The 23,407-nt window shown below is 48.9% G+C and carries 19 protein-coding genes; 6 read left to right on the plus strand and 13 right to left on the minus strand.

Going from position 1 to position 23,407, the window contains the following annotated elements; all coding sequences use genetic code 11:
* Window positions 1-152 precede the first annotated feature (152 nt).
* From GOV80_RS18920 to GOV80_RS18930, 3 genes are all read left to right on the plus strand, one after another.
* Entirely contained in the window at window positions 153-1,334 is a 1,182-nt protein-coding gene (locus GOV80_RS18920) for a tyrosine-type recombinase/integrase (RefSeq protein ID WP_170787067.1), read from the plus strand.
* A 127-nt stretch (window positions 1,335-1,461) separates the two neighbouring features.
* Window positions 1,462-1,995 carry a hypothetical protein gene (locus GOV80_RS18925; RefSeq protein WP_170787069.1) on the plus strand — a complete coding sequence of 178 codons (534 nt, stop codon included), beginning with the start codon at window positions 1,462-1,464 and terminating at the stop codon, window positions 1,993-1,995.
* A gap of 94 nt (window positions 1,996-2,089) precedes the next feature.
* Window positions 2,090-2,458: a hypothetical protein gene (locus GOV80_RS18930; protein ID WP_170787071.1), complete on the plus strand. Its 369-nt coding sequence runs from the start codon at window positions 2,090-2,092 to the stop codon at window positions 2,456-2,458.
* A 1,333-nt stretch (window positions 2,459-3,791) separates the two neighbouring features.
* On the opposite strand, the gene GOV80_RS18935 is transcribed toward GOV80_RS18930, so the two are convergent.
* Entirely contained in the window at window positions 3,792-4,682 is an 891-nt protein-coding gene (locus GOV80_RS18935; protein WP_214648075.1) for an FRG domain-containing protein, read from the minus strand.
* A 222-nt stretch (window positions 4,683-4,904) separates the two neighbouring features.
* On the opposite strand from GOV80_RS18935, the gene GOV80_RS18940 reads away from it, so the two are divergent.
* Both GOV80_RS18940 and GOV80_RS18945 read left to right on the plus strand, forming a co-directional pair.
* Entirely contained in the window at window positions 4,905-7,721 is a 2,817-nt protein-coding gene (locus tag GOV80_RS18940) for a DNA polymerase (protein ID WP_170787075.1), read from the plus strand.
* A gap of 206 nt (window positions 7,722-7,927) precedes the next feature.
* Complete coding sequence (locus GOV80_RS18945) at window positions 7,928-8,707, plus strand: trypsin-like peptidase domain-containing protein (protein WP_170787076.1); 780 nt, start codon at window positions 7,928-7,930, stop codon at window positions 8,705-8,707.
* Between the two features lie 62 nt (window positions 8,708-8,769).
* On the opposite strand, the gene GOV80_RS18950 is transcribed toward GOV80_RS18945, so the two are convergent.
* Window positions 8,770-9,417, minus strand: coding sequence for a recombinase family protein (locus GOV80_RS18950; protein ID WP_170787078.1), 648 nt, complete (start codon window positions 9,415-9,417; stop codon window positions 8,770-8,772).
* A gap of 142 nt (window positions 9,418-9,559) precedes the next feature.
* Window positions 9,560-12,115: a tetratricopeptide repeat protein gene (locus tag GOV80_RS18955; protein WP_170787080.1), complete on the minus strand. Its 2,556-nt coding sequence runs from the start codon at window positions 12,113-12,115 to the stop codon at window positions 9,560-9,562.
* A gap of 354 nt (window positions 12,116-12,469) precedes the next feature.
* Between GOV80_RS18955 and GOV80_RS18960 the strand changes: the two genes are divergently transcribed.
* Window positions 12,470-13,129: a hypothetical protein gene (locus GOV80_RS18960; RefSeq protein WP_214648076.1), complete on the plus strand. Its 660-nt coding sequence runs from the start codon at window positions 12,470-12,472 to the stop codon at window positions 13,127-13,129.
* Here the strand turns inward: GOV80_RS18960 and GOV80_RS18965 are convergent.
* From GOV80_RS18965 to GOV80_RS19010, 10 genes are all read right to left on the minus strand, one after another.
* Complete coding sequence (locus GOV80_RS18965) at window positions 13,108-14,220, minus strand: DNA cytosine methyltransferase (protein WP_170787082.1); 1,113 nt, start codon at window positions 14,218-14,220, stop codon at window positions 13,108-13,110. The genes GOV80_RS18960 and GOV80_RS18965 overlap by 22 nt on opposite strands.
* 218 nt (window positions 14,221-14,438) lie before the next feature.
* Window positions 14,439-14,927 (minus strand): very short patch repair endonuclease, encoded by a 489-nt coding sequence (locus tag GOV80_RS18970; protein ID WP_336510178.1) that lies wholly within the window; start codon window positions 14,925-14,927, stop codon window positions 14,439-14,441.
* 626 nt (window positions 14,928-15,553) lie between these two features.
* Complete coding sequence (locus tag GOV80_RS18975; RefSeq protein WP_170787086.1) at window positions 15,554-15,988, minus strand: c-type cytochrome; 435 nt, start codon at window positions 15,986-15,988, stop codon at window positions 15,554-15,556.
* 11 nt (window positions 15,989-15,999) lie between these two features.
* Complete coding sequence (locus tag GOV80_RS18980) at window positions 16,000-16,866, minus strand: copper resistance D family protein (protein WP_170787089.1); 867 nt, start codon at window positions 16,864-16,866, stop codon at window positions 16,000-16,002.
* 2 nt (window positions 16,867-16,868) lie between these two features.
* A complete protein-coding gene (locus GOV80_RS18985; protein ID WP_170787091.1) occupies window positions 16,869-17,210 on the minus strand; it encodes a copper resistance CopC family protein in 342 nt (113 codons plus the stop codon).
* A gap of 10 nt (window positions 17,211-17,220) precedes the next feature.
* Window positions 17,221-17,652, minus strand: a complete 432-nt coding sequence (locus tag GOV80_RS18990; protein ID WP_170787093.1) for a c-type cytochrome — start codon at window positions 17,650-17,652, stop codon at window positions 17,221-17,223.
* A 2,175-nt stretch (window positions 17,653-19,827) separates the two neighbouring features.
* The gene (locus tag GOV80_RS18995) at window positions 19,828-20,604 is read right to left on the minus strand and encodes a nuclease-related domain-containing protein (RefSeq protein ID WP_170787095.1); all 777 of its coding nucleotides are present in this window, start codon (window positions 20,602-20,604) and stop codon (window positions 19,828-19,830) included.
* A gap of 234 nt (window positions 20,605-20,838) precedes the next feature.
* Window positions 20,839-21,396, minus strand: coding sequence for a recombinase family protein (locus GOV80_RS19000; protein WP_170787098.1), 558 nt, complete (start codon window positions 21,394-21,396; stop codon window positions 20,839-20,841).
* 326 nt (window positions 21,397-21,722) lie between these two features.
* On the minus strand, window positions 21,723-22,577 hold the full coding sequence (locus GOV80_RS19005) for a DUF3037 domain-containing protein (protein ID WP_170787100.1): 855 nt from the start codon (window positions 22,575-22,577) through the stop codon (window positions 21,723-21,725).
* Window positions 22,574-23,365: a HipA family kinase gene (locus GOV80_RS19010; RefSeq protein ID WP_170787102.1), complete on the minus strand. Its 792-nt coding sequence runs from the start codon at window positions 23,363-23,365 to the stop codon at window positions 22,574-22,576. Before GOV80_RS19010 ends, GOV80_RS19005 begins: the two co-directional genes overlap by 4 nt.
* Window positions 23,366-23,407: the final 42 nt, after the last annotated feature.

Raw genomic sequence — 23,407 nt, forward strand, 5'->3', positions numbered from 1 at the left:
GAGACCTGACGAGGGTGCCTGTAACGGGAATAGAACACCGCCCCCGGGCACCATTAAATATCTGAAATATTTTATAAATTACGAGCGTTGAGCCTTTGGATTTTTGCCCGTAAAAGCTATGCACGGGTATGCACTCCTCCAACGGTTCCGACATGGCCAAAGATTCCAAAAATCGAATACTCAAAATAAAACACCTGCGAAAAGGGCTGGCCATCCTAATGTATGCCCGTAGCCCCTATTGGTATGTTCGCCTTCGAGACCCGATAAAAGGTGGTTATGTTCTACGTTCCACGAAAGAAACATCACGGGTCGAAGCCCGTGAGGCGGCTGAGGAATTTGCAGATACGTTCCGCAGCAAGGCCAATAGTGACCATGCCAAGAAGAAAGCTACCAGCTTTGAGTACTATGCCAAAAAGTTGATGTCTGTTCAGGAGGGTAAGTCCAAATGGTCACATGGTGACAACAAACTGCTGAACCGATCCAAGGATGGTCTCATCTGTTATTTCGGTAAATACGATGTCAGCAAGATCACGACAGGAATGGTTCGGGATTACCTAATTCACCTCGATGAAAATCGGCCAAAGCGATTGGCAGACTCCACGAAGTCGAAGCACACTTACATCATCAGTAAGGTTCTTACGTTAGCCGTCGAAGATGGCTTGTTGAACGTGTTGCCAGTTATGCCTAGGCAGAAAACCAAAGACACGCCCCGCCACGCTTTCACGGATGATGAATACAGGCAGTTTCTTAAGGTGGCTGGCGAATGTGCCAAACGTGGCGACAGGGTCCGTGGTGTCACGATCACCGGTCACCACGCTAAGATGTTTCGGTTCGCTGTCCATAGCTTCCTTCGGCCTACTCGGGGTGAACTATTCGGGCTAAAACACAAGGATGTTCAGGTTCGGACTGACCCTTCTTGTCTGGAACTGAATATTAGAAGTGGGAAAACTGGCAAACGTGTCAGCGTGACAATGCCCATTGCAGTTCCGCTTTACCTGTCAACGCTTCCTTTCAATGGTGATGAGAGCCCTGACAAAAATGACTATGTGTGGATGCCTGAGTATCCAAATCGACAAACAGCGATAAACAAGGCTCGTTTTGTCTTCGATCATATTCTGGAAAAGGCAGGTCCGTGGGACGATGATCGGAAGCTGACTCCCTATTCGCTACGGCACTATGCTTTCCAAGCTAGGTTGAGGTCATCGAACGGAAAAGTCGGGCACCTTATCTTGGCTAAGAATGCTGGAACGTCGGTTGATCAGTTGGAGCGGTTCTATCTGAAGAACATGGCTCCGACCAAAGAGTTGATTGAGAACTTGCAGCACAGGGAGTGAGGGGCAGGTAACGTCGTGCTTCTGTCGCTGTCGGTGTTTCCAGTCGGCGGCACTTGGATTTTGGGAGTGAGACTCTATTTTTGGACGATAAGATTTTAATACTAAAAGAATATTTGGACGAGGATCAATGGAAGTACTGGGGCCAGACAACGCATTTTGGATTGATGGAGAGTGGATCAGTTGGGACAGTATTATTGATCCTGATGAGGTCAGGTACAGTCGATTAGCTGAATTAGAGCGGGAAGCAGAACTTCGGCACAGGTACCCAAAGGCCGACCTTACTCTAGTTCCATATTTTCATGACTTGCTTGCATTGGCGCAGTCTTACTTCAATGACACCGGACAACATCTCAATGTTTATGGCGACATAGGTGAACTTTTCGGCGCCATCATGTACGGTATCAAGCTTCACAACAATCATGCCAAGGGCTCTGATGGAAGAATGGGTGATGATTTTGTGGAGATCAAAACGATAGCCCCGACCAATACCAAGGAACAAACCAGTGTTCGTCTGGATGATCGGCACTTCAGCACATTGCTTGTCGTCAAAATCGACGCTGACTTCAATGTTTCAGGGCGTTTGATCAAACGTACAAACCTTCCGAGAAGAGATTCGAAGAATATACGGCTGTCGTGGGATGGGTTGGCTGACTTAGAGTAATTGAGTTGTCAGTTTTATGGTGTGCAAACTCGAAGCCCGTTGTCTGCCATTGTGAGCCATAAGACGCCGTTGGGGTAGCAAAGGAGATCCCCCAATGGCACTTGAGAAGCAATTCAATCTGGAAGCAGCAGAAAAGCCCAAGACGACCCAGCCGTCCCATCAGCGTCGTCAGAAATTCATCGCAGCCATCGACAAGCAGTTGGCCGGAATAGCAGCAGGTGAGAGCAGCAACCCTGCGAAAAGCACTTGGGTCTGGCAGTCGAGCAAAGGGGATTGGTTCATTTCGCCGAGGTATGGCAAAGCATCTCTCGAACTGGCTCCGGGCCTGTCAGCGATCAAGTGCACGGATACAGAGGACGTTGTGCAAAACCTTGAAAAACTGAAATCCCTCACGAGCGATGGCAAGCTGGATGCGGTCCTTGAGACCGCTGCAACAGCAATCCGCAGCCGGTTCGGAAAGTGACATCAGCCAGTTGCTTGGAACACTCACATGGTCCCGTTGGGTTCGGATGGAACGCAATGGGACCTTTTGCTTTCCGATTTGCATCTACCACGAGCGACAAAACCAAAACCATGCGAAGCACTTCACGAAGTGAAGTTGATAGCGAAACGGTAGCTGGACGATTGGGATGGTTGGCAAGCGTTGATCCTATCGAGGTCTGTCAGGTCCAATATGGATGGCAATGGGATCAAGAGCATCGACCACCCAACCCAATCATCGAACCAAGATCATCAAGTACATGCGAAGCATTTCACGAAGTGAAATTGATGGCTATTCATTTGCTGGTAGATGGTGATAGGTAGCAATCGTCATTCAATCATGGTCCTGACAGAAACCAGATCGAACGCCATGGGACCAAATACTTTCCCCGGCCAGCCCAACCAACCGGTTGAAACAAGCTAGCACATGCGAAGCACTTCACGCAGTGAAGTTGGCTAACGACCTTTTGGCAATCGTCTGGCTATGATTGATCAATCTCTTGCTTCGCAAGACATTCGCTGAGCGAATGTTTTCCCTTTTGGGGGTCAATTTGGATTTTGAACATACTTCTCCTATCCGTTGAGGAGAAGTCCGAAAGAACCTGTTGGTTCTGTCATACCATCCACACACGATTGCTTTTCCAAAGCACGGCTGGCGGTTATCCGGTCTCAGCCTACGTGCTGCTTAAACAGCGGACCGATATGCTAGCTTTGCGTGGACGGCAGCGGGGCTAGCTCGGCGACGGCACTTCCCCGTCTCGTGATGACAATTATTTTGCTCTGGCTCTATCATGGGGGCTTTCATCCTTCCCCCGCTTTCGCTGTTTCCTGACCCTACTATTCGATGACGTCATGTCTGCTGGCCTACTGAATTCGGTTCGTCACCATCCGGCGGAAAGTACCTTCTGATCGCATGACGCTTCGGGCTGTCTATATGTGGTTTGCATCGCGGTCCTGATGCAAGAGAGCTACGAGCTGTGTTCAATGTGGTGATGTGTGCGGTGTGTGTCTGCGTATGGTCTATTTAGGGGGAACAGATCGGAACTTGGTCGTGAATCTGTGATTAAATCGGGGTCAACGCAATTTCGGGAGAATGTCCCACGTTATGCAGGGGTCGGGGCAAATTCTCCCACGGTCATGTGATCCGCAGCGAAAAAAATAGTAAAAGAGCCGTATGGCTGTGGGGGATTAACAATCACCATTTTTGTCGCTATGGCATCGTGGCACGTTCCAGCATCATGATCTGAACTCGGGGTCCCATGCAAATGAGGCCTCAGCCGTCGATTGCTGCAGTTCGAAATGATCCAGCTTTGTTGTTAGAGCGGAAACAGTTCGTCCTCATTAATACTCATGGCCGAAAGCGCGTTGCGAATACCGATTTTGCTATTTGCTGGAATGTTCACGCCGATACCCCCCTGCGTTAGGGGGTGCAGGGGGCTGCCAGACCAAAGAAATTTTCCTCTTTGTGCGATTACACGTCTGTTCGGAGCCTCGAAGTTAAACAGGAATGTTGAAGAGATTAATAAGTTGCCCGCATGACTCTTATGATATTCGTGCAAGCGACCGTTTTGGGCAAATGCGAGGCCTTTCTTGTCCGCGATTGCTGGCTCAAAGGCATCATGCATAGTATTCGGCGGGTGAATGCCGTGGATACTCGGTGGATCGGGGTACATCCAAACACGCCCGTCAGTATCACTTGATGGATCAGACGCGAAGTAGAGCGCGACAAGAGGGTCCGTCGATACATCCACTAAGCGCGTTTTCATACCGTAGTGCTGAGCAAAGATTAACCACCCAGCATGGTTTGGATCATCTCCGACTAGCTTCTCGTAGTATTCGTCGGAAGGCGCTGAGTTCTGAAAACATTTAATTACGTCAAGCTCTTGCCGTGTTAGACAAGTAAGCAACACAGGTTGGCCAGTTGCATCTTGACCAGGAGGTTCTACCAGTTCGAGATCATTTATGTCTTTGGTCGGCGGCTGCCCACCGGGAGTTTGGACGTAATCTCGCGCAAACCCAGGCAATGAAGGCGCGCTGTAAACCTTCTTTTCGCCCCGAAACCACCAGCGTGAAGCAGGTCCGAGGTATGGATTGATGAGTTCGAAGAAGTCGGCGATAGTTTCAACGCTGCGATAATGAGCGCCCGGAAATGTCAGGCAGCTTGGTGGCGTGAAATGTTGAGGCGGTAGAAAATCATTTGGCAACATTCTTTGAAAAATGAAGTGTTGGTGACCAAATGTCCAGCGCTGAGGGGCGCCTTATTTGTTCGCTAATCCACTCCGAGAGCGCGTGATACGCGGTGCACAGTAAGTTGTCTTCACTTGCGAAATAGTAAATGTGCCGTGTGGGTGTAGGGGATTAACAATTACCATTTTTGCCGCTATCGCAGCGTGGCACGTTCCAGCATTTTGATCTGAACTCGGGGTTCCATGCAAGCCAAACTCACTATTCGACCTGATCAGTTTTATCCCCAAAACAAGAAGAACTCGAAGCACGTGCGTTACCTCGTGATCGGCTTTGATACCGAGTACCAGCGAGAGGGATTTGAGAATGCGGATGGCTTGGCCGTGGTCCGCAATCAGGTGCTGTCCTATCAGTATAGCTGTCGTGTCATAACGCCGGACAAAGCAGAGGCAGAACAGCATTGGTCGGGCATTGTGCGGCCCGATGGACCATCTGACGACGACCGGCTGACCTTGGCCGAGTTCTTGGAACATGCATTGCGGGATGGTTTTACCCAGCATCCCAATCTGAAACTGCCGGTGGATGTGTATCTGGTGGCCCACTTCACCCGTGCGGACGTGCCGGGGTTCTCCGACTTCAAAGACGAGAAGTCCCGGAAAGCCATGAACTTGGAGAATGTCCGCAGCCTGTTCATGAATGTCAGCGACAAAATAGTGGTCAAGCTGAAGCGGGGTGAAAATCTCAAGCCAATCAGGCTGCATGTCAAAATCCGGGACACGATTGCCCTTGCGCCAGCAGGAGCCAAAAGCCTTGCCAAGCTGGGCGAAATCCTTGGCTTTGAGAAGATGAAGCTGTCCGACGATCTCAAGCAGGAACAATATTACAAAGAAAATATGGGGGAACTGCTGGACACCAATTGGCCGCTGTTCCGGGATTATGCCATTCGGGATGCCGAGGTGTGGGCACAATACACCGTTCTCATGATCCGGCTCTATTTTGAAAAAACGGGTAAGTTCAAGCTGCCCGTCACGCTGACTTCGATTGGAGTTGACCTGATTCAGAAGCATTGGCTGTCCCAAGGGCTCGATCCACTGGAAATCGTTGGCAAGGAGAAAGTGACGGAGAAGTACTGGAGCAACAAAAGCGGTCGCTATGTGACAAAGACTGAAGCCAAGACTGTTCAGAAGCTTTTCTGGAGCGAAGACTTCTTTACCGAGTGTTATCATGGGGGCCGCAATGAGCAGTTCTGGTTTGGTCCAGCACCCGAAGGGGTCTGGTATGACTATGATCTGACCAGTGCGTATCCATCAGCCATGGCGCTGATCGGTGAACCTGATTGGGATACGATCACGCACATCTCCAGCACCGACGAACTGCTAGGCGGGGAATTGACTGTCGAAGACCTGGCCTTTGCCAATGTAAATTTTGAATTCCCGGAAGACGTTCGTTATCCGGTCTTGCCAGTGCGCACAGAGAACGGCTTGTTGTTTCCCCGCAAGGGCAACAGCACCACCCATATCAGTGAAATCCTGCTGGCCAAGAAACTAGGGGCTAAGATCGAACTAGTGGAAGGGCGGCGGATCGACTCTGACCGTGTTTTCAGCCGCAGAAAAGATGGCGGCAGGGAATACGGCCCTGCTGAGAAACCTTTTTTGAAGTTTGCCCGTCACTGCATTGAGGAGCGTGCCAAGCATCCGAAGAAGACCCTGCACAATCTGTTCTGGAAGGAGCTAGTCAATTCAACATACGGCAAGACTGCACAGGGTTTGCGGGAGCGCCGGATATACGATTTGCGGGATGCCGAAACCAAGCGTCTGGAGCCCAGCCCAATCACCAACCCGGTCTATGCTGCCTTCATTACGGCTTTCTGTCGGGGTGTGCTGAGTGAGATCATGAATGCGTTGCCTGAAGATGTGCAAATCTTCAGCGTCACGACGGATGGCTTTTTGACCACGGCCACTGACGAGCAAATGAAGGAAGCTGCCAAAGGAACGCTGGGCCGGAGATACCTGACTTCCCGTATTGGGTTGGCTGCGCAGTGGAGCATCTATGAGGTCAAGCATGTCATCCGTCAGCCCGTAGGATGGCGGACCAGAGGCCAAGCGACATTGCGGCCCTCCGAAACCGCTGACTGGGATGGCACTGGCATGGTGCCCAAGGAAGACGAACGAGTTGTGTTGGCCAAGGGAGGTATCAAGCTGAACGCCAAACTGTCGAAGGCGGAGCAGAATGGCAAAATCGTTGATCTGTTCTTTGATCGTAAACCAACCGACACGCTGACAGTCACAATGGGTGCTGGCATCCGGGAAATGTACGAAAAGGGCATGGACTTCGTCGACAAAGAGATGACCAAACGGCTGTCGATGGAATTTGACTGGAAGCGCAAACCAGAGGCGGCTGGTGATGTGACTGTCGCAACCGAACACGGGCAATGCCGCAATCACTTGGCATTCTCAACGCAGCCGTGGGACACCGTGAATCAGTTCAACACCACTCGGGCGATCTGGGCAGACTACAACAAGCAGTCCGGGCATTGCCTGAAGAGCGTGAGCGACTACCGGACATGGGCTGAGTACTTTGAAGGCAAGCTGGCAGCGCAGGGTCCCGCTGGGGCTTACATTGCCAAAGAAGATGGTGTGCTGAAACGTCTGCGCCGGGACCTGATCATAGCGCACAAGCTGCGGAAAGCGGGCACGCATGAGCTTAAGCCACATGCAATGGGGAACACGAAGATATTCCCAACCTACAAGCTCAGGGCGCAGCAACTGGCGGAAATCCTAAATGATGGTTTTGGCATCCCCTGCAACAAATCAGATGTGGACAATGCCCGAAAGAAAAAGGCGTTTGTGCCGCATCAGGTGCCCCGGACGGCACAATCCGTTGCTGTATTGAGAAGCATCAGGCTGAAACTGTTCCCCGAATTGGACATCGAGCAGTTTCTGACACCGAAAGCGGCCTTCGATCTGACAGTGCAAGAAGCGGATATGACGTTGCAGCGTCAGTTGCAGATAAAAGGTCGAGACGGTATTGGAAGTGTTGCCGTAGTTTCGGATCGCAGATAGCCAAAGAAGGTCAGCCCTACCGAAGTGATGAATACCCAGTGTACGCGATTTCAACATTGGTTGCGGTTGATGAAAACAGGGGCAACTTGCTCTGGCTTCAACAAAAAATATTGCAGCGGTCAAAAAAGGAAGACTAATTGTTACCTACAACTTCGGTACGTTCGAACTCTACTTACGTTTCGTATGCTGTAGTTCGGCTGGAGGCCTTGGATGCCAACAATAATACTTTGAGTTGGGCGTCTGGAATTGTAGTTGATGAGATGGACTTTCCTTCCATCTACACTTGTTGGCATGTTGTGTCTGGGGCTGATCCGCATAACCTGCCTTCGAACGCACCACCGAAAAGACACGTGATTAGGGTTCATACCCAAGGCATAGAAAAAAGAACGCCAGAAATTACGGCGATAGGTGGTCTTCAGACGTTCGATTTTGATCTCTACGATAAAGGTGGCAAACCAACTTGGCTCCAAGGGCCTTCTCAAGAAGGTTTGGACGCAGTAGATTTGCCCCCTCCAACTTTTGATTGTGTAAGGTTCGATGTTAGCAGCCACAGACACTTGTTGCCGGGCGCATTCAAACCTCAGGACGATATAAGGAACCGCCTCGATGTACCTGAGGATGCCTTTATTGTCGGCTACCCTTACGCTTATTCTCCCTATAAAAACAGCCCTGACCCAATTTTTCTGAGGCGATCTCCTGCATGCTTGTTTGCCCCTCGCGGATATATCTTACTTGATGGTCCGGGAGCCAAAGGTATGTCTGGCGGCCCTATTGTAACAAGGGTCGATAATGAGTGGAGGCTCGCAGGTATCTACAACGGGGTGCTATTTCCTGAGGCCACGTACTTTGAAGAAGAGCTTTCTGATAACAATGGAAAGAGCCAACTCCCATTGGGAAAGTACACAATGTCAGTGATCGCTAGAAAGGTTGTGGGTGCTCCAATTGAATCAATGGGCTCAAAAGGTGCCGCTGGACGTGAAGTATGAAAGAACCAATAACAGACTTTTAAGTCTTTGAGCTTTTTGCACTCGGGGCCCCATATCACAGATTACTTTGATTCAAGACTGTTGCGAAAGCAGGTGTAATTCTTGACCGTCTGTGGGTGCCAACAGCCTCCTTTGTTCGTCTTCACATCCCATTCGTTCAGCAGTCGTGCTGCTCCCGAATATGTTCCAGCCTCGACCAACGCACGTTCAAATTCGATGCGGATCGTTTCGAAGAATATCCGCTTCTCGGACCGCCGTTGCTCTGCCAATGCATGTGCATTCCGGCCAAGGACGGTTCCCCGGTTCTTTGCCGCTCTGAGTGCGGCTCTGGTACGTTCTGATATCTGTCGGCGCTCCTCCTCTGCAAAGCAGGCCAGCAGGTGCAGGAAGAACGTTGAGACATTCGGGTGTTCGCAGACGACCAGTTCAATCCCTTGGTCGATGATCCCAGAGATGAACGACACTTTTCGTGAAAACCGGTCCAGCTTTGGGATCAGTAGTTTGGAGCGGGTCTTCTTCACAAGGTTGATGGCGTTCCACAGTTCGGCTCGGTCGTCCCGTTTGCCGGACTGGATTTCGGTGAACTCGGCAATCACCTGATCGGCGGGGGTGAGGAATTGCTCGACCATCGCCCGTTGCGCTTCCAGCCCGAGGCCGGAACGCCCCTGCCGTTCGGTCGAAACCCGATAATAGACGACATACTCGACCATGCTTCATCCCTCCGTCACCGACAAACGTTGGTTTGTCGTAGAAGGGGTCAGATTTTTCGGATGGGTGGACAACACCCCAAAGTACTAAAGATCTTAGCTGCCTTGAGTGACGCGAATGACCGTGATTCCCATCAATGAATTACTATGCCAAAGCGACATTTCCCGCTCGCGTTCTTCCATCGCTGTCCGTTTCAATTTCGTACCTTACTTTCACGCCACGCAGCATTGCATTCCAGACTTCCGTCTCAGTTGAGCCTCTATATACAAAGGTTTCGGCACCTTCTAAATCAACAAGGAATCCATAGCTTGATTGAAGACCGGCTTTCTTAAGTTCACCAACTTTTGTCAGACCATAATTATCTACCCCTTCACCTACCTTGCGCTCAGATATGCCTGACAAAGCCAACAAGTCCTTAAGTTGTGACGTTAGTTTTTCTAGCTTTATGTTTGAATCATCATTAAGCTTACTTCCTATTGAAGGAATTGTTCCAAGATATTTTTTTAATCTTTCGATCAAAACTGAATCAATGCTATCAAATCCAATTCCTTGAAGAAATGTTGCTAGTGAGTCGATAGAACCACAGGCCGCATTCAGCTCACCTTGCCTTAAGCTATGTTCCATTCTGCGCCAATGAATTTGAACCTGCATATCGCAAAGGATGCATTGGGTTTTTTGATCAGCAGGGGCATGGACCCTAGCTTTGTCCAAATATTTTTGAGCTCCCTCAAAGTCGAACAAGTATAATGACGCTCTGGTTGCTTCTATATACGATGTCGAGCTTTCTCCATCCAATTCAATTGCGTTCTGAAACTGCTCAAGCGCGGCTTCATAATCTCCAAATTTTCTCAATAGGAAGCCGCCATATAGTAGGTGAACTTGTGGTTGTTTTTCACCGATTTCGATAGCGGATATATACGCATCCTGTGCACGAGCATTATCACCACTCAGTGAGGCCATGTAAGCCTCAACTCTATTGACTTCGAAATAGTCTGGGTGAGTTACTTTCAAGTCATCAATAATAGAAAATGATTTCAAAAAATCGTCTTGTCTACCTAGGTGAACAGCAGTTTTTAGCTTTTTTACTGCAAGGGCCTCGGATTTTGATCTTACTGTATAGTGGTTCGGATTATACCTATTGTGTGCTTTGGCTCCCCGTTCGTTTTGATATATGCCTTCAATTTGCCTGTAACGCTTCAAGATTTCCTCTGAATCCCTTGAGGAGGCCTTTAACACGCGAACCAAGTAAGCCTTCGCTAAAGGTTTAATTTGAAATGCTGTTTCGTATTTCGTTTCAGATACTTGCTCGACAATTGCAAAGCGCATTAGCTCCGCTAGACTTGCCTCGAGTAACAAAACATCGTCTTCCGTTACGTGCTCCAGAACGGCAATTGACGCTGCTCTTGGAAGTGAAACCAATGCGGATAAGTGCCTTTTTGTTTGCGCCGACAGCGCATCAAATACATTTTCTAGGCAGAACTTAAGCGCTTTCTGGGGGTTTCTAACAATTGTTGAGGGGTTTAACCCAGACAAAACTCCCAATGCAAACCATTTCAAGAGAAGCGGCTTGTTGTGCAACCTAGTTGCAAAATGTTTCAACTCTTCATCGCCCGCCTTCTTCAGTGGCTTAATATTGTATGTGGAAGTTAGAACTCTCAGAAATGAAATGGCCTCGCTGTCACCGAAGGGATCAACGTGCACAGCCAAATCTGACCCAAGGGGAATACGAGATGTTAATACTAATTTACTTTCACCGGGGATATCTTCTGCAAACTTTTTGATCTTTTTGTCAATGATTGTTTCTAGGTTATCAATGACGAGGAGGATCTTGTTCTCCCCCATAAGTGCAAGAACCCTTTCCATTGGGTCCCCTGAGTTTTCTTCAAATAGTCCAGCTATTTCTCCAAAAACTGCCATGGAGTTTGTTATTTCCGTTTCAATACGTTCTATTTCAGAAGCAGTTAGTCGAGAGGACTTTGCTGAGACCCAAATAATGGCATCAAAGTCGTGATCGTTGCTTGACAAAAGGCCATAAAGTGTTTGCAACGTGACAGCCGTTTTACCATCCCCTCCATCACCTAGAACTGTAACTACTGGATGCCGTCCTAAAATCTTCTTTTTCAGTTCTGCCTCCAATTTCTTCCTTGGGAAGAACCCGGTATCTTCATAATCAGGAAGCGGAAGGTTATGAAATGTATCACTAAAGCCAAAGTCGTCCAAATATTGTATGGCGGCCTCTGTAATTGAATTTGGATCTTTTGAATATCGCTTGTGTACTTCTGTAAGCTTGGGCCAATAGACGGGATATTTGATCAGCTCACTGGTTAGCGCAAAGGCTTTTGAGTATTCGTCGATGGTCAAAGGGCGGCCATGCATGACGGTATTTCTAACTGAAACACATTGATCGAAGTGTTTTTTGATGTTTGAAAAATGTTGGCGTGCGTCGTTGACCATCATGTCTTTTAGGCGCATTAGGATGCTGTATTTCTCCCCAAGGTCTAAACCCTTGAGAAGCTCAAGCTCATCTTCCAAATTGTGTGAGCTTTCTCTTCTAGACAGATTGTCTATAGCCTTCTCTCGCTCCTGTGGTGTGAGAAGCTTTTCTCTGTTTTCAGGGGTGAATTTTCGAATATTTTGAATCAAATCGGATTCAACTGAGTCAAAAAAAATATAGAGTGCAATTTTTTGAAGGCTAGCCATTTTATTCCTAAAGACCTTTACGTTGGGGCATTGATCTTGGTCTTGCCAGCGATCCGAAGGTAATCCCTCTGATGCTGTACGACACAAGTCATGGTAGTTTTGGTGTTCGGACACTTTCGGATAAGTGCATTGTTTTCAAGTGGTGTCGAGGTCGCATGAAGATTTTTTTGGCGTTGTTTCCACGACCCAGTATGACCGCGTCTGCCATGTCAGTGGCAGTTGGAGTTTATACTCGTCTCTATGGCCAGCCTTTCTGATCGGTAGCACGGAGCCACCCATTTTTTTCTGGCTTGATGAAGCGTCGTTTGTTACCGCTTTGGAGAAATACTCGTTGCGAAAAAAGTTACAGAAATTATGGCAGTACAAGATGATAGGCGAGAGCTGGAGCAAATTGAGCTCTTCGAGCTGGAACAATCCTCTGAGCGATCAAGGTCAGATACCGATGGAATTTTGAGGATCGGCGGGAGAGAGCTGAAGTTCGAATTAAAAAGCACCACAAAAGACTCTGTGACGACTGTTCGAGACTTCGGTATGAACCACATCAGGAAGTGGAAGGACAAACACTGGCTGTTTGGGTTCTATACCAAGCAAGGCAATGCTCTGCGCTACACAAGATATGCTTCCCCGCAAATGATGGCGCCTTGGATTGAGGAAAAACGGAAGTACATAGAAGTCGACTTTCAGCTAGCACAATCTGCTGCCGCCAATCTCACGTTGGATGATCTTACAGCATTGGTCGGCGATAAGAACTGCTACAGCCTAGAAGACGCTCAAGCTCTTCACAAGAAGCAGTTGAGCAAAGCCGAATACATTGAACTCCTTGACCGTCCGAGTGGTTATTCCAAGGAGCGAATGTTGGAAATACTAAAGATGAGGTGCGTTTATGTGGTTGAGCGGGGAAGTACGCTGAACAACCCGCACATACCGAAGAATGTCCTAGAGAAGTTTCCAAAAATCACAGAGGACCACGCTGAAACGTTACGTGATTTGGTTCAACAGTCTTTGAGCAGTTGATCATGTATGGAGTTTGCAACTGCGTATGCAACGGGTGGGCAAACCGAGTTCCCAATAAGGCCTAGCCGCTGATAGGTTGCCCCTTTGAATTCCCAATCCAAAGGAAAGCCTTGTAGAATTTGACATTCTTCCACGCAAAGCCTGTAGGTTTGGTTCTTTGTTGGAAATGCGTCGGCGATAGATCGATCTGGCGATACTCCATGCGGCCAAATTCCGAGTTCTGTCCACTTGATGACTGATGCCGTGCTATTGGCGATTGACGTAGTTTGCCGAGGTCCGGTCAAGGTACATCTTAATGTAGGAGCGGGGCCGTCAGTACCGATTTTTCTCAAGCCAAGCGCTTCTCTCGCCGACCATCTCTTTTTTGGTTTTGCGATTTTGGATTGATCGAATTTTCGCCCCTCAGATTTGCGGCTGCCAACAATGAACACTCTCTTCCTGACTTGTGGTACGCCGAAGTCCGCTGACGAGAGCGAAAATACTACCACGTTATAGTGTTCTCCTAACTTTTGCAGAACCTCTTCGCGATAAGATTCAAACTTTTTAGACATGAAGCCAAGAACGTTCTCTGCAAGAAACGCCCTAGGGCGAATTTCTTCTATGGCCCGAATGAATTCTGGGAACATATCTCTGTCGTCAGCCTTTCCTTCACGTCGACCAGCGATAGAGAAAGGCTGACACGGCGGGCCACCGTGAACTACGTCAATTTTGCCATTGAGGTGTTTCCAATTGGCACGACGGACGTCACCATCCGATCCCGAAAGAACCTTCCATTTTTTCCGGTTTGCTTTGAGCGTCGCCCCGGCGAATGGCAAAACTTCATAAGAGGCATAGTGTCCGAAACCTGCCCGATCAAATCCAAGATCAAGGCCACCTCCACCACTGAAGAGGGAGAGTACTTTTAGGCCATTCTTTCTCTTTTGGGGCATGGCCAAATTTGGGTCATAGCGAACCGACAGAGCGCTCTCTGGACTCTTCTGAGCGAGAGCATCGGCACGTTTTCGAGCAGCTTGAGATTCTTTCGATGAAAGGGCGTATTCGCGCCTGCGATCTTCTGAAATATCCCAAGGAATGTGCTTGTTGTCATACATGCGATGCTGCTCTCGGTTTAAACCTGTTTTTTCCGATAGTAGGATTTTGACGTACCTGAGGCAAGCACGGGTGGCCGTCACCAGCGGTGACCGTCAGAGCAATTGCAGCTGAGTGCTCGCTGCATTCTGACAATGTTACAAATCACTGAATTCGTCTTTGCGGGTAACCCCTTGTACAGCAAGTATCAGTGCCGTGGAGTGGGTCGTTGATGCGTTGATCAAGATTCAAACTCCATCCAGTTTGGTTGTTTGCAAACAATGAATTCTGCCAGCCTTTTTAACAAGTTATATGGCGGTTCTCGACCAATTGCGCATTCCCAAACAATTCCTACTCGCCATCCTGCAGCAAGAAGATCTCTAATGTTACGTGCGTCACGTTCCACGTTTCGTTGAAATTTCTCTTTCCAGAATTCGATGTTGCTGGATGGATTCGTGGCTTTCCGACACCCGGCATGTCGATGCCAGTAACAGCCGTGGACAAACAGAACGGTTCGCCACTTTGGAAACACGATGTCCGGAGAGCCGGGCAGCTTTGGGGAATTTAGACGGTAGCGAAACCCTCTATTGTGCAGGGCTTTCCGCAATACGACTTCTGGCTTTGTGTTCTGGCTTCGAATGCGTGACATAATTCTGGAACGAACTTGAGGTGTGACTATGTCTACCATGAGGTTCCTTTTTGTGCGCCAGCCGTGTCGCCCTATGTGCATCGTGCTCGTGAATAAGCTGCAGGATATAGGCAATGACAAATGAACACGAGATACAATGGATGAGACAAGAAGAAGGTTTGAGGTCAGACACCTAGGGGGACGGTGCCGTATTCTTTGTTGAGAATATCTTATAAAATTCAAAACCTTAGACTCAAGCTACATCGTCCAATTCAAAAAAGTTATACACCAAGTGATGCAATTTATTGTAACCTATTGAAATCAAGTCAGGTAACTTGATTGAAAATCCTCGTGTCGGTGGTTCGATTCCGCCCCCGGCACCATTTTCCCTCAAAAGAGAGCAACTCTTTTCGGTTCGTTTAGGAGCTTGTCCGAAGTGGAATTTCCCGCATTCTTAGCCCAAAGATCCAGAAAAATACTCTTTAGTCCTGCAACCGTAGAATCGCGAAACAGATTTCGTCGAAATACCCGAGCGAATGCTATCTAACAATAGATTTGAAGTTTTGGTGGAGCCTAGGGGAAACGCCGCCGAACGCCTAATGCACTGATAGTAAACACTATTGTGGTGTGTTGGTTTGTAGTGTGTCTCACCCTAGTGTCACACTTTGAAGTGCGCAACCTGCTACGTCGAACTGTGCATGCCCAAACCTACACCGGACTACTGCCTTCTACTGGTGCGGCAGGTTGCGGCTGGCCGGCATCTGTTGAACATTGTCAGGCCAAGTGGAGCGTATGTAGGCCAGCACGTCCCATATACCTTCGTCAGTCAGGATGCCCTCAAAACCGGGCATGCCACTGTTGAAGTCTTTAATGCCACGTGCTGCCAATGCGCCCGCCCCACCTAGCTTGGTGTACTCGAACAGTAGCTGGTTATCATGGTGCCATGTGTGCCCTGTCACGTCATGTGGTGGAGCAGGCAACACTCCGTCGTCGTCGGGTGTCTGCCAGTTGGGTTGGCCTTCCAGATTACCTCCATGGCATGAGGCACAGTGCCCTGCATAGAGTTCCTGCCCATTCGCGAGGTCTCTATCTAACAACTCATGGTCTGCAGCGATGCTGGTACCAATGCAGCATATAGCAAGTGCGAAAAGGTGTTTGTTCATCTCTGCCTACCTTAACTCGGAAGCGTTAGTACGCTCGTGAGTGTGGCTGTTGTCGCCAAAACCACTAATACGACTATTGCCTCCACCTCGATAGATCGGGCGAGGTGTCGCGCTGCTTTAGCATCTCCGCTTTGCATGGACGGAACAAATCGGAGCTTGTTCGCTGCGGCGAGTATCAACAAAAGCCCCACCAGCAACACTTTGAACAACAGTGCCTGCCCGTAGCCAGTGAACAAGAGCCCTTGGAGATTGCCAACAAGCAACCAAGCCATCCAGAGACCTGCCACGATCAAAGTCGGAACAATCAATGCAGCAGCTTGTCCAAACCTGTGCCCCAGTCCAGCAGCATCTGTCAGATGTTCAGGCATGAGAGCCAAACTCCGCAGCGGGCTAAATATGCCCACCCAGAAGGCTACACATAGCAGGTGCAATAGCAGCAAGAGCTGGATGCCAATACTCTCTTGTTCGGGTACGTGCCCGATCTGTGCAAAGGACCACAAAGCCACCGTGCCACCCAACAATGCGATCCATAGACCAAAGTGAGGAATAGACAGCCCCACAAGGATCAACACTGCGCCGATAAGGCGGTAGACAAAGGCGTCTCCCACGGATGTCTGCCAAAGCAGACCAAGCATTTCTGGATCGACCATGCCGTCAACTCCGCCTGTTAAGGCGGCTCCACGAAGCAGGAAACCAACAACCGTTGCGGCGAGAGCAAGCCACGCTAAGGCTCTAGCTTGGCGTTTTATCCCGAGGCTTATCGGTGCGACAAAGCCGGAATAGAGGTAACTAACAATCACAAGCCCGGTGGACCCCGCAAAGCCGATGTAGAGCCCTAGCTTTGCGAGGATCGAGGCAATACCCCAAATGTCTGGCATGCTCATTCCACGGTAAAGGAAAACTCACCCTGCATCGCATGGCCGTCTTCACCTAAACCACGCCATTCGATGACATAGGTGCCCGTTCCATTGCTCGGCAGTGGGATCGTGAACTCCTGACCAAAATTTGTCTGGTCGCCCAAATCCAGGCTTACGGCCAAGTGTTCTTCATGGGCCATCTGTATCCGTGTCAACCGGATATCCTTAGAGAAGTTGAGGCCAATTTCAGCGGGCACAGTGGTTATTGTGGCTCCGTCGGCAGGAGTTGTTTCTTCGATCTTGGAATGCGCGAGTACGCCGCTGGGAAGGGCAGCCATGAGTGCGAGTGTTATGAACTTTTTCATGGTCCTGTCCTCAATTTATCCCGTTGGCACGTTGAATTTCACGAATGTACGCGATCACCATGGCAACGTCACCTCGCGTCAGACCTTCCACGGGCGGCATGTCGCCAAACTGCCAATGGTGGCTTCTCACACCTTGTGAAACTGCCCTCTGAAAGGCTTCATCCGCGTGGTGGCTGGGTTCGTAGATCTTGTGGATCAGAGGCGGTCCTGCGCCTTCCACACCGACCGCATTGACACCATGGCAAGAGGCGCAGGAGACCTCAAAGACACGCTGGCCGATTTCAGCGTTACCCTCGATGGGCGGCATCTGAATTGCGACCATAGCATCGCCTTCAAGTGGTTCCTGTGGTGCGGCCTCTTCGATTGAACCGGGCCGAAGAGTTGTGAAAGCGGCGACAGCAGCGACGGTGCATAGGCCTATTGTTAAGTATCTTTTTTTCATAGATTGGTCCTGACATTCTGTAAGCTGGTAACGCTGCGAGACATTGCGAACAGCCGCACGTGCTTGTCGCTTACGTCCGCAAGGATTTACGCTGCTTCAAACGTCAGGGGGCCTGTACGGGCTATCTGGTTCATTCAGCTTGGCTTGGGCTCCAACGTGGAACTCTGGGTCAATATCACGTTGACCCTGCGCGGCTTCACCGTACTGGGGGAGCAATACAACTGCTTGGCAAATAAGGGAATTGCACTCTCCGGTTCCTGAACTCTCCGTGTCATGGTGGCTGCTTGAGGTCGAGATTTCGCTGACGTCGCTCGCCGCGACAGCGTGTTCAGCCGATTGCATGTGGTCTTCACAGTGAAGGCCAACGCAGCCATTCGATAGCGCATGTGCAACATTGCCAAAACCAGTCAGAGTAACCAGAAGGCCGATTAGTAGCACAAGTGAGTATCGACGGATGAGCATGGTTCAGGACGCTACTGCAGGTGAATGAGTATGGCAACGCCAGCACCTCTGGATTTTAGGATCACGACCGAATTTTGGTTTGGGATGTTTTTGAAGCTGTCCATTCTTCGAAGCCAACAATAGGAGAAGGACCGTCATACCGACCCTTTAATTGCGTTGACGTGGGCAATATTGCAGTTGAGCCTTGACCTGCGTCAAAGCATTTTTTGCCGAGTTGTTGGTAGTGTGGTTCGCATATGTATGAGAGCCATCGCATAATAGTCTCTCGAAGAACGGTGACGTTTTTAACCGTACTAATAGCTGTCGCCGCATGCACGGGCGGGCATCACCATGGTGGTTGGCATCGCCGGGGCGCTGAAGGTTGCTATGGACCTCACCATGATGTTGTTAGCGAGGTTCATTGTGAGGCATTTGAGTGAGCGTGTCGCTAGTGAGCATTTTAGGCTAGCCTAATCTGATTGGTCCATTTTACTTGTTAGCTCGCGACAGGCTTCTGGTTCTTATAGACGATGGTTTCAAGTGCTGGTCCGCTGTGACCTAGTGAATTGATAATAAACACTATTGTAGTGTTTAGTTTTATAGTGTGTCTCAATCAAGTGTCACACTTAGAAGTGCATAATCCTCGGCATCTAGTTGACTATGACCTGAACGCAGGACTTCTTTACTGTCTTGTTTACATGCGGCACGGTGCTCATTGATAGGTATATTGATATGGAGCAACGCGCATGAAACGGACTGCGACTGCCTTGGGTTTTATGCTTGCTACCACGTCACTAGCAAATGCAGACGAGGGTAAATACCAAACCCTCATGTTGTCCGGTATCTTGTTGGTTCAAACCAATACGGAAACTGGTCAAATGCGAATGTGTCGGGTGGACCCTAAGCTAGTGGTCTCTGCAGATCCAGTGGAGTTGTCTGCACCTGAGTGTGGGCAATGGAGTTCACCAGATAAGGAGGAGCAGTAATAGTGGAGACAATTGTTGCTATTGTGGCAAGCGCCCTTGCACTGGCTTTTGTGATTTGGCTCTGGATCATCGTGCCTATGAATATGGCGCAGAACCGAAACCGGTCTGGTCTGATCTGGGTGCTCATCTCCATCGTAGGGTCACCGTTGTTAGCAATTCTTCTATTGTATGCTTTGGGTGATGCGCCATCTGCATAAGAGGCCCAGTGTTCAAAACAGACTGTTCTCTGTTGGTTGTAGTTTGAGACTAGGCAAAGTTGATACTGTAGTTCTTAGCCATGGCTAGTGGCGCCTGTAGGCAAGCAAACCGAATGACTTTGAAAATGGATAGATTGTCTGAATGTTCAAACTGAATTCACTATAGTTTTAGTCACTAGTGCTGACAAAGGACCGGCCATCGAAGTACTTTGCACTGTGCATCAGTTAATTGATGTATGCGATATTGCGATAGACAATTTTTTGGACATACTACCGGCCATAGTATGATATTAAGTATTTGTTTATTATAATATTTCTATTGGATCAATCACTAGGTAGTGGTTTGTTTGTTTAGTCTAGAAGATCAATCAGCATAATATCAATAATATATATAATGTATGTACTATAACTAAGAGGTATTGATACGCATCTGGTGATAATCCAGCGGGGCAGACAGATCACGCTTTTTGTAATCTGTCTGGCCGGTTACTTGCTCAATTGAGGGAGGGCTTAAGCTGAACCGAAAAACGGACAGCATTTTCTCCAAACTTCTAAGTAGCCTTTCGTGTTCCCCGGCACTTGGGAAATTCCACGCACCCAAAGAAAGCACTACCCGATTTCCTGTTAGTGCGTTTGACCATATTAGCGCCGCATCTCGGGCAAGATGTTCGGCCTATTCGCCCACTAGGCCTGTCTGTCGAGCTTTTTACTTTGGAAGCAGCCATCCTCTCCAGGTTTTGCAGGTGTTCTTTCTTGGTCTCCCTGCTGTTTTCCAAGGCTATGTTGCGTAGTTTCGCTACGTACGCGGTCACTTGTACGTCCGAGAGTGCAATCTTCTTCTCGACTGCAATTAGCCTTCCGAGGTCTTGCAGTCCCCAAGCGACGCTTTCTGGCATCGCCGTTTTTGGTCGGGCCGAGCCTGTAAACACCACAAAGTTGTGTAAAAGACTTTCCTCAATACCCAAGATGACTTGGACGGCCTTCACGTGGGCATAGTTCTGCCGAAGCGGATTTTGAAAACTGCGGCGCTTGCCGCCTTTTAGCACTTGGGTCCAACTACGTTGGTCGGGACTGCCAAAAATCCAACCGGACATGTTCTTTGTCTCAATAACAAAGATGCCATAGCGAGAGATCAGGAGATGGTCGATCTGAGTAGTGCCACCGGCTACGGGAAGCGTTAAATCGGACAAGACTTGATAGTCTTCTTCATTCAATACTGATGTGAGTGCTGAATGCACCCGACGTTCACCTCTGGCGCCTTTTCTTTCAGGTGTATTGTAACTTGCTTCAAGTGCCCAAAAAGCGGATTTCAACAGGAATTTTAGCATAACAATTCAAACCATTCCTTTGTTGAAGTTGATCTAACGCTGCACTGCTGCGCACCAGGCTCAGAATTTGAATGGACCTCTTGTTACTTGGGTTTTTTGAAGTGCGACCGCTTGTTAGCAGGCGCCAAAAGGTTGTTAGATTATGACAAATCTGGTGCACGCAAAGTGCAAAGAAGATAGATTGTTTTGAGCAATGCGCACCAAACAAGAGCCTTTATACATCTCGAAGAAAAGCTATTGTCGAGCACTAAGTATCCGATACACGGACGCCCGACCTATACCCAGCCTACGAGAGATTTCCGTAGCGCCGATCCCTTCACTCGCAAGAGCAATCACATCACCCGACTTTGCCTTTGCCGTAGGTTTGCGACCCTTGTACTTACCTGCAGCCTTTGCCTTAGCAATTCCTTCCCGCTGACGTTCCAGCATAATCTCCCGCTCAAACTCGGCAACGCTTCCCAATAGATTTAACATCAGCTTGCCTTGAGCAGTTGAGGTGTCGAGGTTCAATCCCAAAACTGTTAGATGCGCCCCAACGCCCTCAAGTTGACTGCGGATTTCCATTAGGTGGGCCATAGAGCGTGCAAGACGGTCCAGTTTGGTGACTACTAGGTGATCGCCCTCACGGATGAAATTCAGCGCCTCTGTGAGCTTCTCACGCGCTCTGACATCCACTGAGGATACCTGTTCGGTAAATACCTTCTCGCACCCAGCTCGTTCCAGTTCCCGTAGTTGAGCATCAAGTCCAGCCGTCTGATCCAAAGTGGAAGTCCTAGCATAGCCAACAAGCATAATCTTATCCGTCTCTCAAAGTCTTAGATATTGAGATACATATTGTCTCAAAATGCAAAGTCAATACCTGTGAGACACACTTTGCCTGTGTGCCAGTTGTGTCGCTGGGGCAGGGCCTAGTGAGGCAATCAAAGAGTTCGCGCGCATTCTGTGTATTCCCATCAAACCGCAGGGGGTATGGGGGAATGCACGCGTGGCGCTACTTAGATGCCCTTACGCAAAAATTTGTCAGAAATTTGAGATCAGCCAACCGCCGTTGATGGTATTATTTTTTCACCACCTAATAGACCCAAGTTTATAGGCTCATATTGTGCATCCAGCCAGGGTTACGCTGAGCCAGCTATGTGGGCCCTGTATTCGTCTTCAATCTCATTGACCAACTCATCAATTTGAGCATCTTCGAATACCTCGGGGCTAAAAGAGGAGCCTTGCAAAATACCTTTTGCATTTTCATAAGCAGGTAAGAGCGCTTTGTTTTCTGGCTTGCCTAGGAGGAAGTGAAGGTGAAAATCCTCCGTTGCTCCATCCGCCACAGCATCCAAGTGCCCTCTCCAACGGCGGGCTTTATCCTTGATGCCCTCAGCGTCAGCCAAATCCATAGAAAGTGCTTCGTATGCATGCCACTTTCCATTCTTCCATGCCTTGCCAAATTCAATCGTGTCAGTTGATCCAGTCACAACCTTGGTCTCGAGCTGCAAGTTAACGCCACGTTCCTTCAAGCTGTCTCTAACTGGTCGCCAAACGTCTTCATCTGTGCGCCGCGCTTTCTGCTTTGTGTCATATCGAATAACATGTCTTTCAAATAGGCGATCGAAAGTGCTTTCCATGTCGAAGCTGATACCCGAGCCACACTCCGACCATTGAAGGGAGCTATCGTCAAAGGGAAGAACTTTCTTTGCATATATCTCCGCAGTTTCTTCTTTGGAAAACAAACCCGCAGTTTGAACGTGCTTTTTGAGGGAGCGCAGGCCACGGTCGATAGAACGCATTGTGCTTAGAAATGCTGGACGATCCAAATCTGGGAAGAGGTGCTTTATTCGGCCTATCGTCTTCCTGGTCTTGAAATGTAGTTGTGCGTCATTTGGCGCAAGCAACACAACGCCAACATTAACAAATTCCCCTGATACCACGTCGTGGACGTAGCGGAGAACAACGTAGCTGTAAGGCTGTCTTTTGTTCATGCCAACACCCTCTGAACTTCGACTAAGCAGTCGTCAATATGGTCTCGAGCATCTTTAATGAGTTGTAACGAGCTCTTAACTTCATCACTTGCGGCCTCCCATTCTTCTGGGATTGCTTCTTCATAGCTGTCAATGCGAGTATCTGACAAGGCCCTCCAAGCATTCGTGATAGGAGTGAAGTCAATCTCTCTACCTGCAAGATGTTTGTAAAAAATGTGATTTCCGGACTGCCTTAGGTCTTCCAATCCGCCGGTCATCCAAGGAGGTGTCCAAAAAAGGACAAGACCATGCGAAAAGCACAGTTCGTGATCAATAATTCTCAATTCATCACCCTTGGTCAGGCAATTTGGGTTGGTGTCACGGCGATCGCTATTTTGAGTGATTGCATCAAACACAAATACGGAGGCTGCGGTGCTCAACATCTCTTTAGTGACTTCACCACCTCTTGGCCAAACGGAAAACTGAGTGGGAACATTGGTCGACCCAAAGCAGATATGACAACTCTTGGCCATTCTGTCGCGCATCTCGACATCAGGAACGGATTGAATAAACTCACGCGTCAGTTCGACTAAATACGGCTTGGGAACCGGTAGGCCTAAATCCGCTGCCAAGTACGCTGCAATGACTTCGCGGGCTAGATGCTTCACCCCCAGCTCACAACGGTCAGACATTTTGCAGAACACTTCTAAGTCGTATTCGTTTTGATTTTCACACAACACAATCGCTGGGCTTGTCCTGCCTGATGTTGCCGCGCGCAAATACTCAACTGCAGTAACGTAATCAATCATGATCAAATGAGCTATTCCCAAATATTTCCGCTACCTTTAACG

Origin of the sequence: Ruegeria lacuscaerulensis (assembly GCF_013034685.1) — a bacterium.
GTDB classification, from domain to species: Bacteria; Pseudomonadota; Alphaproteobacteria; order Rhodobacterales; family Rhodobacteraceae; genus Ruegeria; species Ruegeria lacuscaerulensis_B.

Bases quoted from the DNA above. Each gene is read 5' to 3' on its own strand.
- GOV80_RS18965 (WP_170787082.1), bottom strand. From the start codon at position 14,220: ATGTATGACAACAAGCACATTCCTTGGGATATTTCAGAAGATCGCAGG.
- GOV80_RS18925 (WP_170787069.1), top strand. From the start codon at position 1,462: ATGGAAGTACTGGGGCCAGACAACGCATTTTGGATTGATGGAGAGTGG.
- GOV80_RS18975 (WP_170787086.1), bottom strand. From the start codon at position 15,988: ATGAACAAACACCTTTTCGCACTTGCTATATGCTGCATTGGTACCAGC.
- GOV80_RS19000 (WP_170787098.1), bottom strand. From the start codon at position 21,396: ATGCTTGTTGGCTATGCTAGGACTTCCACTTTGGATCAGACGGCTGGA.
- GOV80_RS18955 (WP_170787080.1), bottom strand. From the start codon at position 12,115: ATGGCTAGCCTTCAAAAAATTGCACTCTATATTTTTTTTGACTCAGTT.
- GOV80_RS18930 (WP_170787071.1), top strand. From the start codon at position 2,090: ATGGCACTTGAGAAGCAATTCAATCTGGAAGCAGCAGAAAAGCCCAAG.
- GOV80_RS18950 (WP_170787078.1), bottom strand. From the start codon at position 9,417: ATGGTCGAGTATGTCGTCTATTATCGGGTTTCGACCGAACGGCAGGGG.
- GOV80_RS19005 (WP_170787100.1), bottom strand. From the start codon at position 22,577: ATGAACAAAAGACAGCCTTACAGCTACGTTGTTCTCCGCTACGTCCAC.
- GOV80_RS18940 (WP_170787075.1), top strand. From the start codon at position 4,905: ATGCAAGCCAAACTCACTATTCGACCTGATCAGTTTTATCCCCAAAAC.
- GOV80_RS19010 (WP_170787102.1), bottom strand. From the start codon at position 23,365: ATGATTGATTACGTTACTGCAGTTGAGTATTTGCGCGCGGCAACATCA.
- GOV80_RS18990 (WP_170787093.1), bottom strand. From the start codon at position 17,652: ATGAAAAAAAGATACTTAACAATAGGCCTATGCACCGTCGCTGCTGTC.
- GOV80_RS18935 (WP_214648075.1), bottom strand. From the start codon at position 4,682: ATGTTGCCAAATGATTTTCTACCGCCTCAACATTTCACGCCACCAAGC.
- GOV80_RS18970 (WP_336510178.1), bottom strand. From the start codon at position 14,927: ATGCACATAGGGCGACACGGCTGGCGCACAAAAAGGAACCTCATGGTA.
- GOV80_RS18995 (WP_170787095.1), bottom strand. From the start codon at position 20,604: ATGCTAAAATTCCTGTTGAAATCCGCTTTTTGGGCACTTGAAGCAAGT.
- GOV80_RS18980 (WP_170787089.1), bottom strand. From the start codon at position 16,866: ATGCCAGACATTTGGGGTATTGCCTCGATCCTCGCAAAGCTAGGGCTC.
- GOV80_RS18985 (WP_170787091.1), bottom strand. From the start codon at position 17,210: ATGAAAAAGTTCATAACACTCGCACTCATGGCTGCCCTTCCCAGCGGC.
- GOV80_RS18960 (WP_214648076.1), top strand. From the start codon at position 12,470: ATGGCAGTACAAGATGATAGGCGAGAGCTGGAGCAAATTGAGCTCTTC.
- GOV80_RS18920 (WP_170787067.1), top strand. From the start codon at position 153: ATGGCCAAAGATTCCAAAAATCGAATACTCAAAATAAAACACCTGCGA.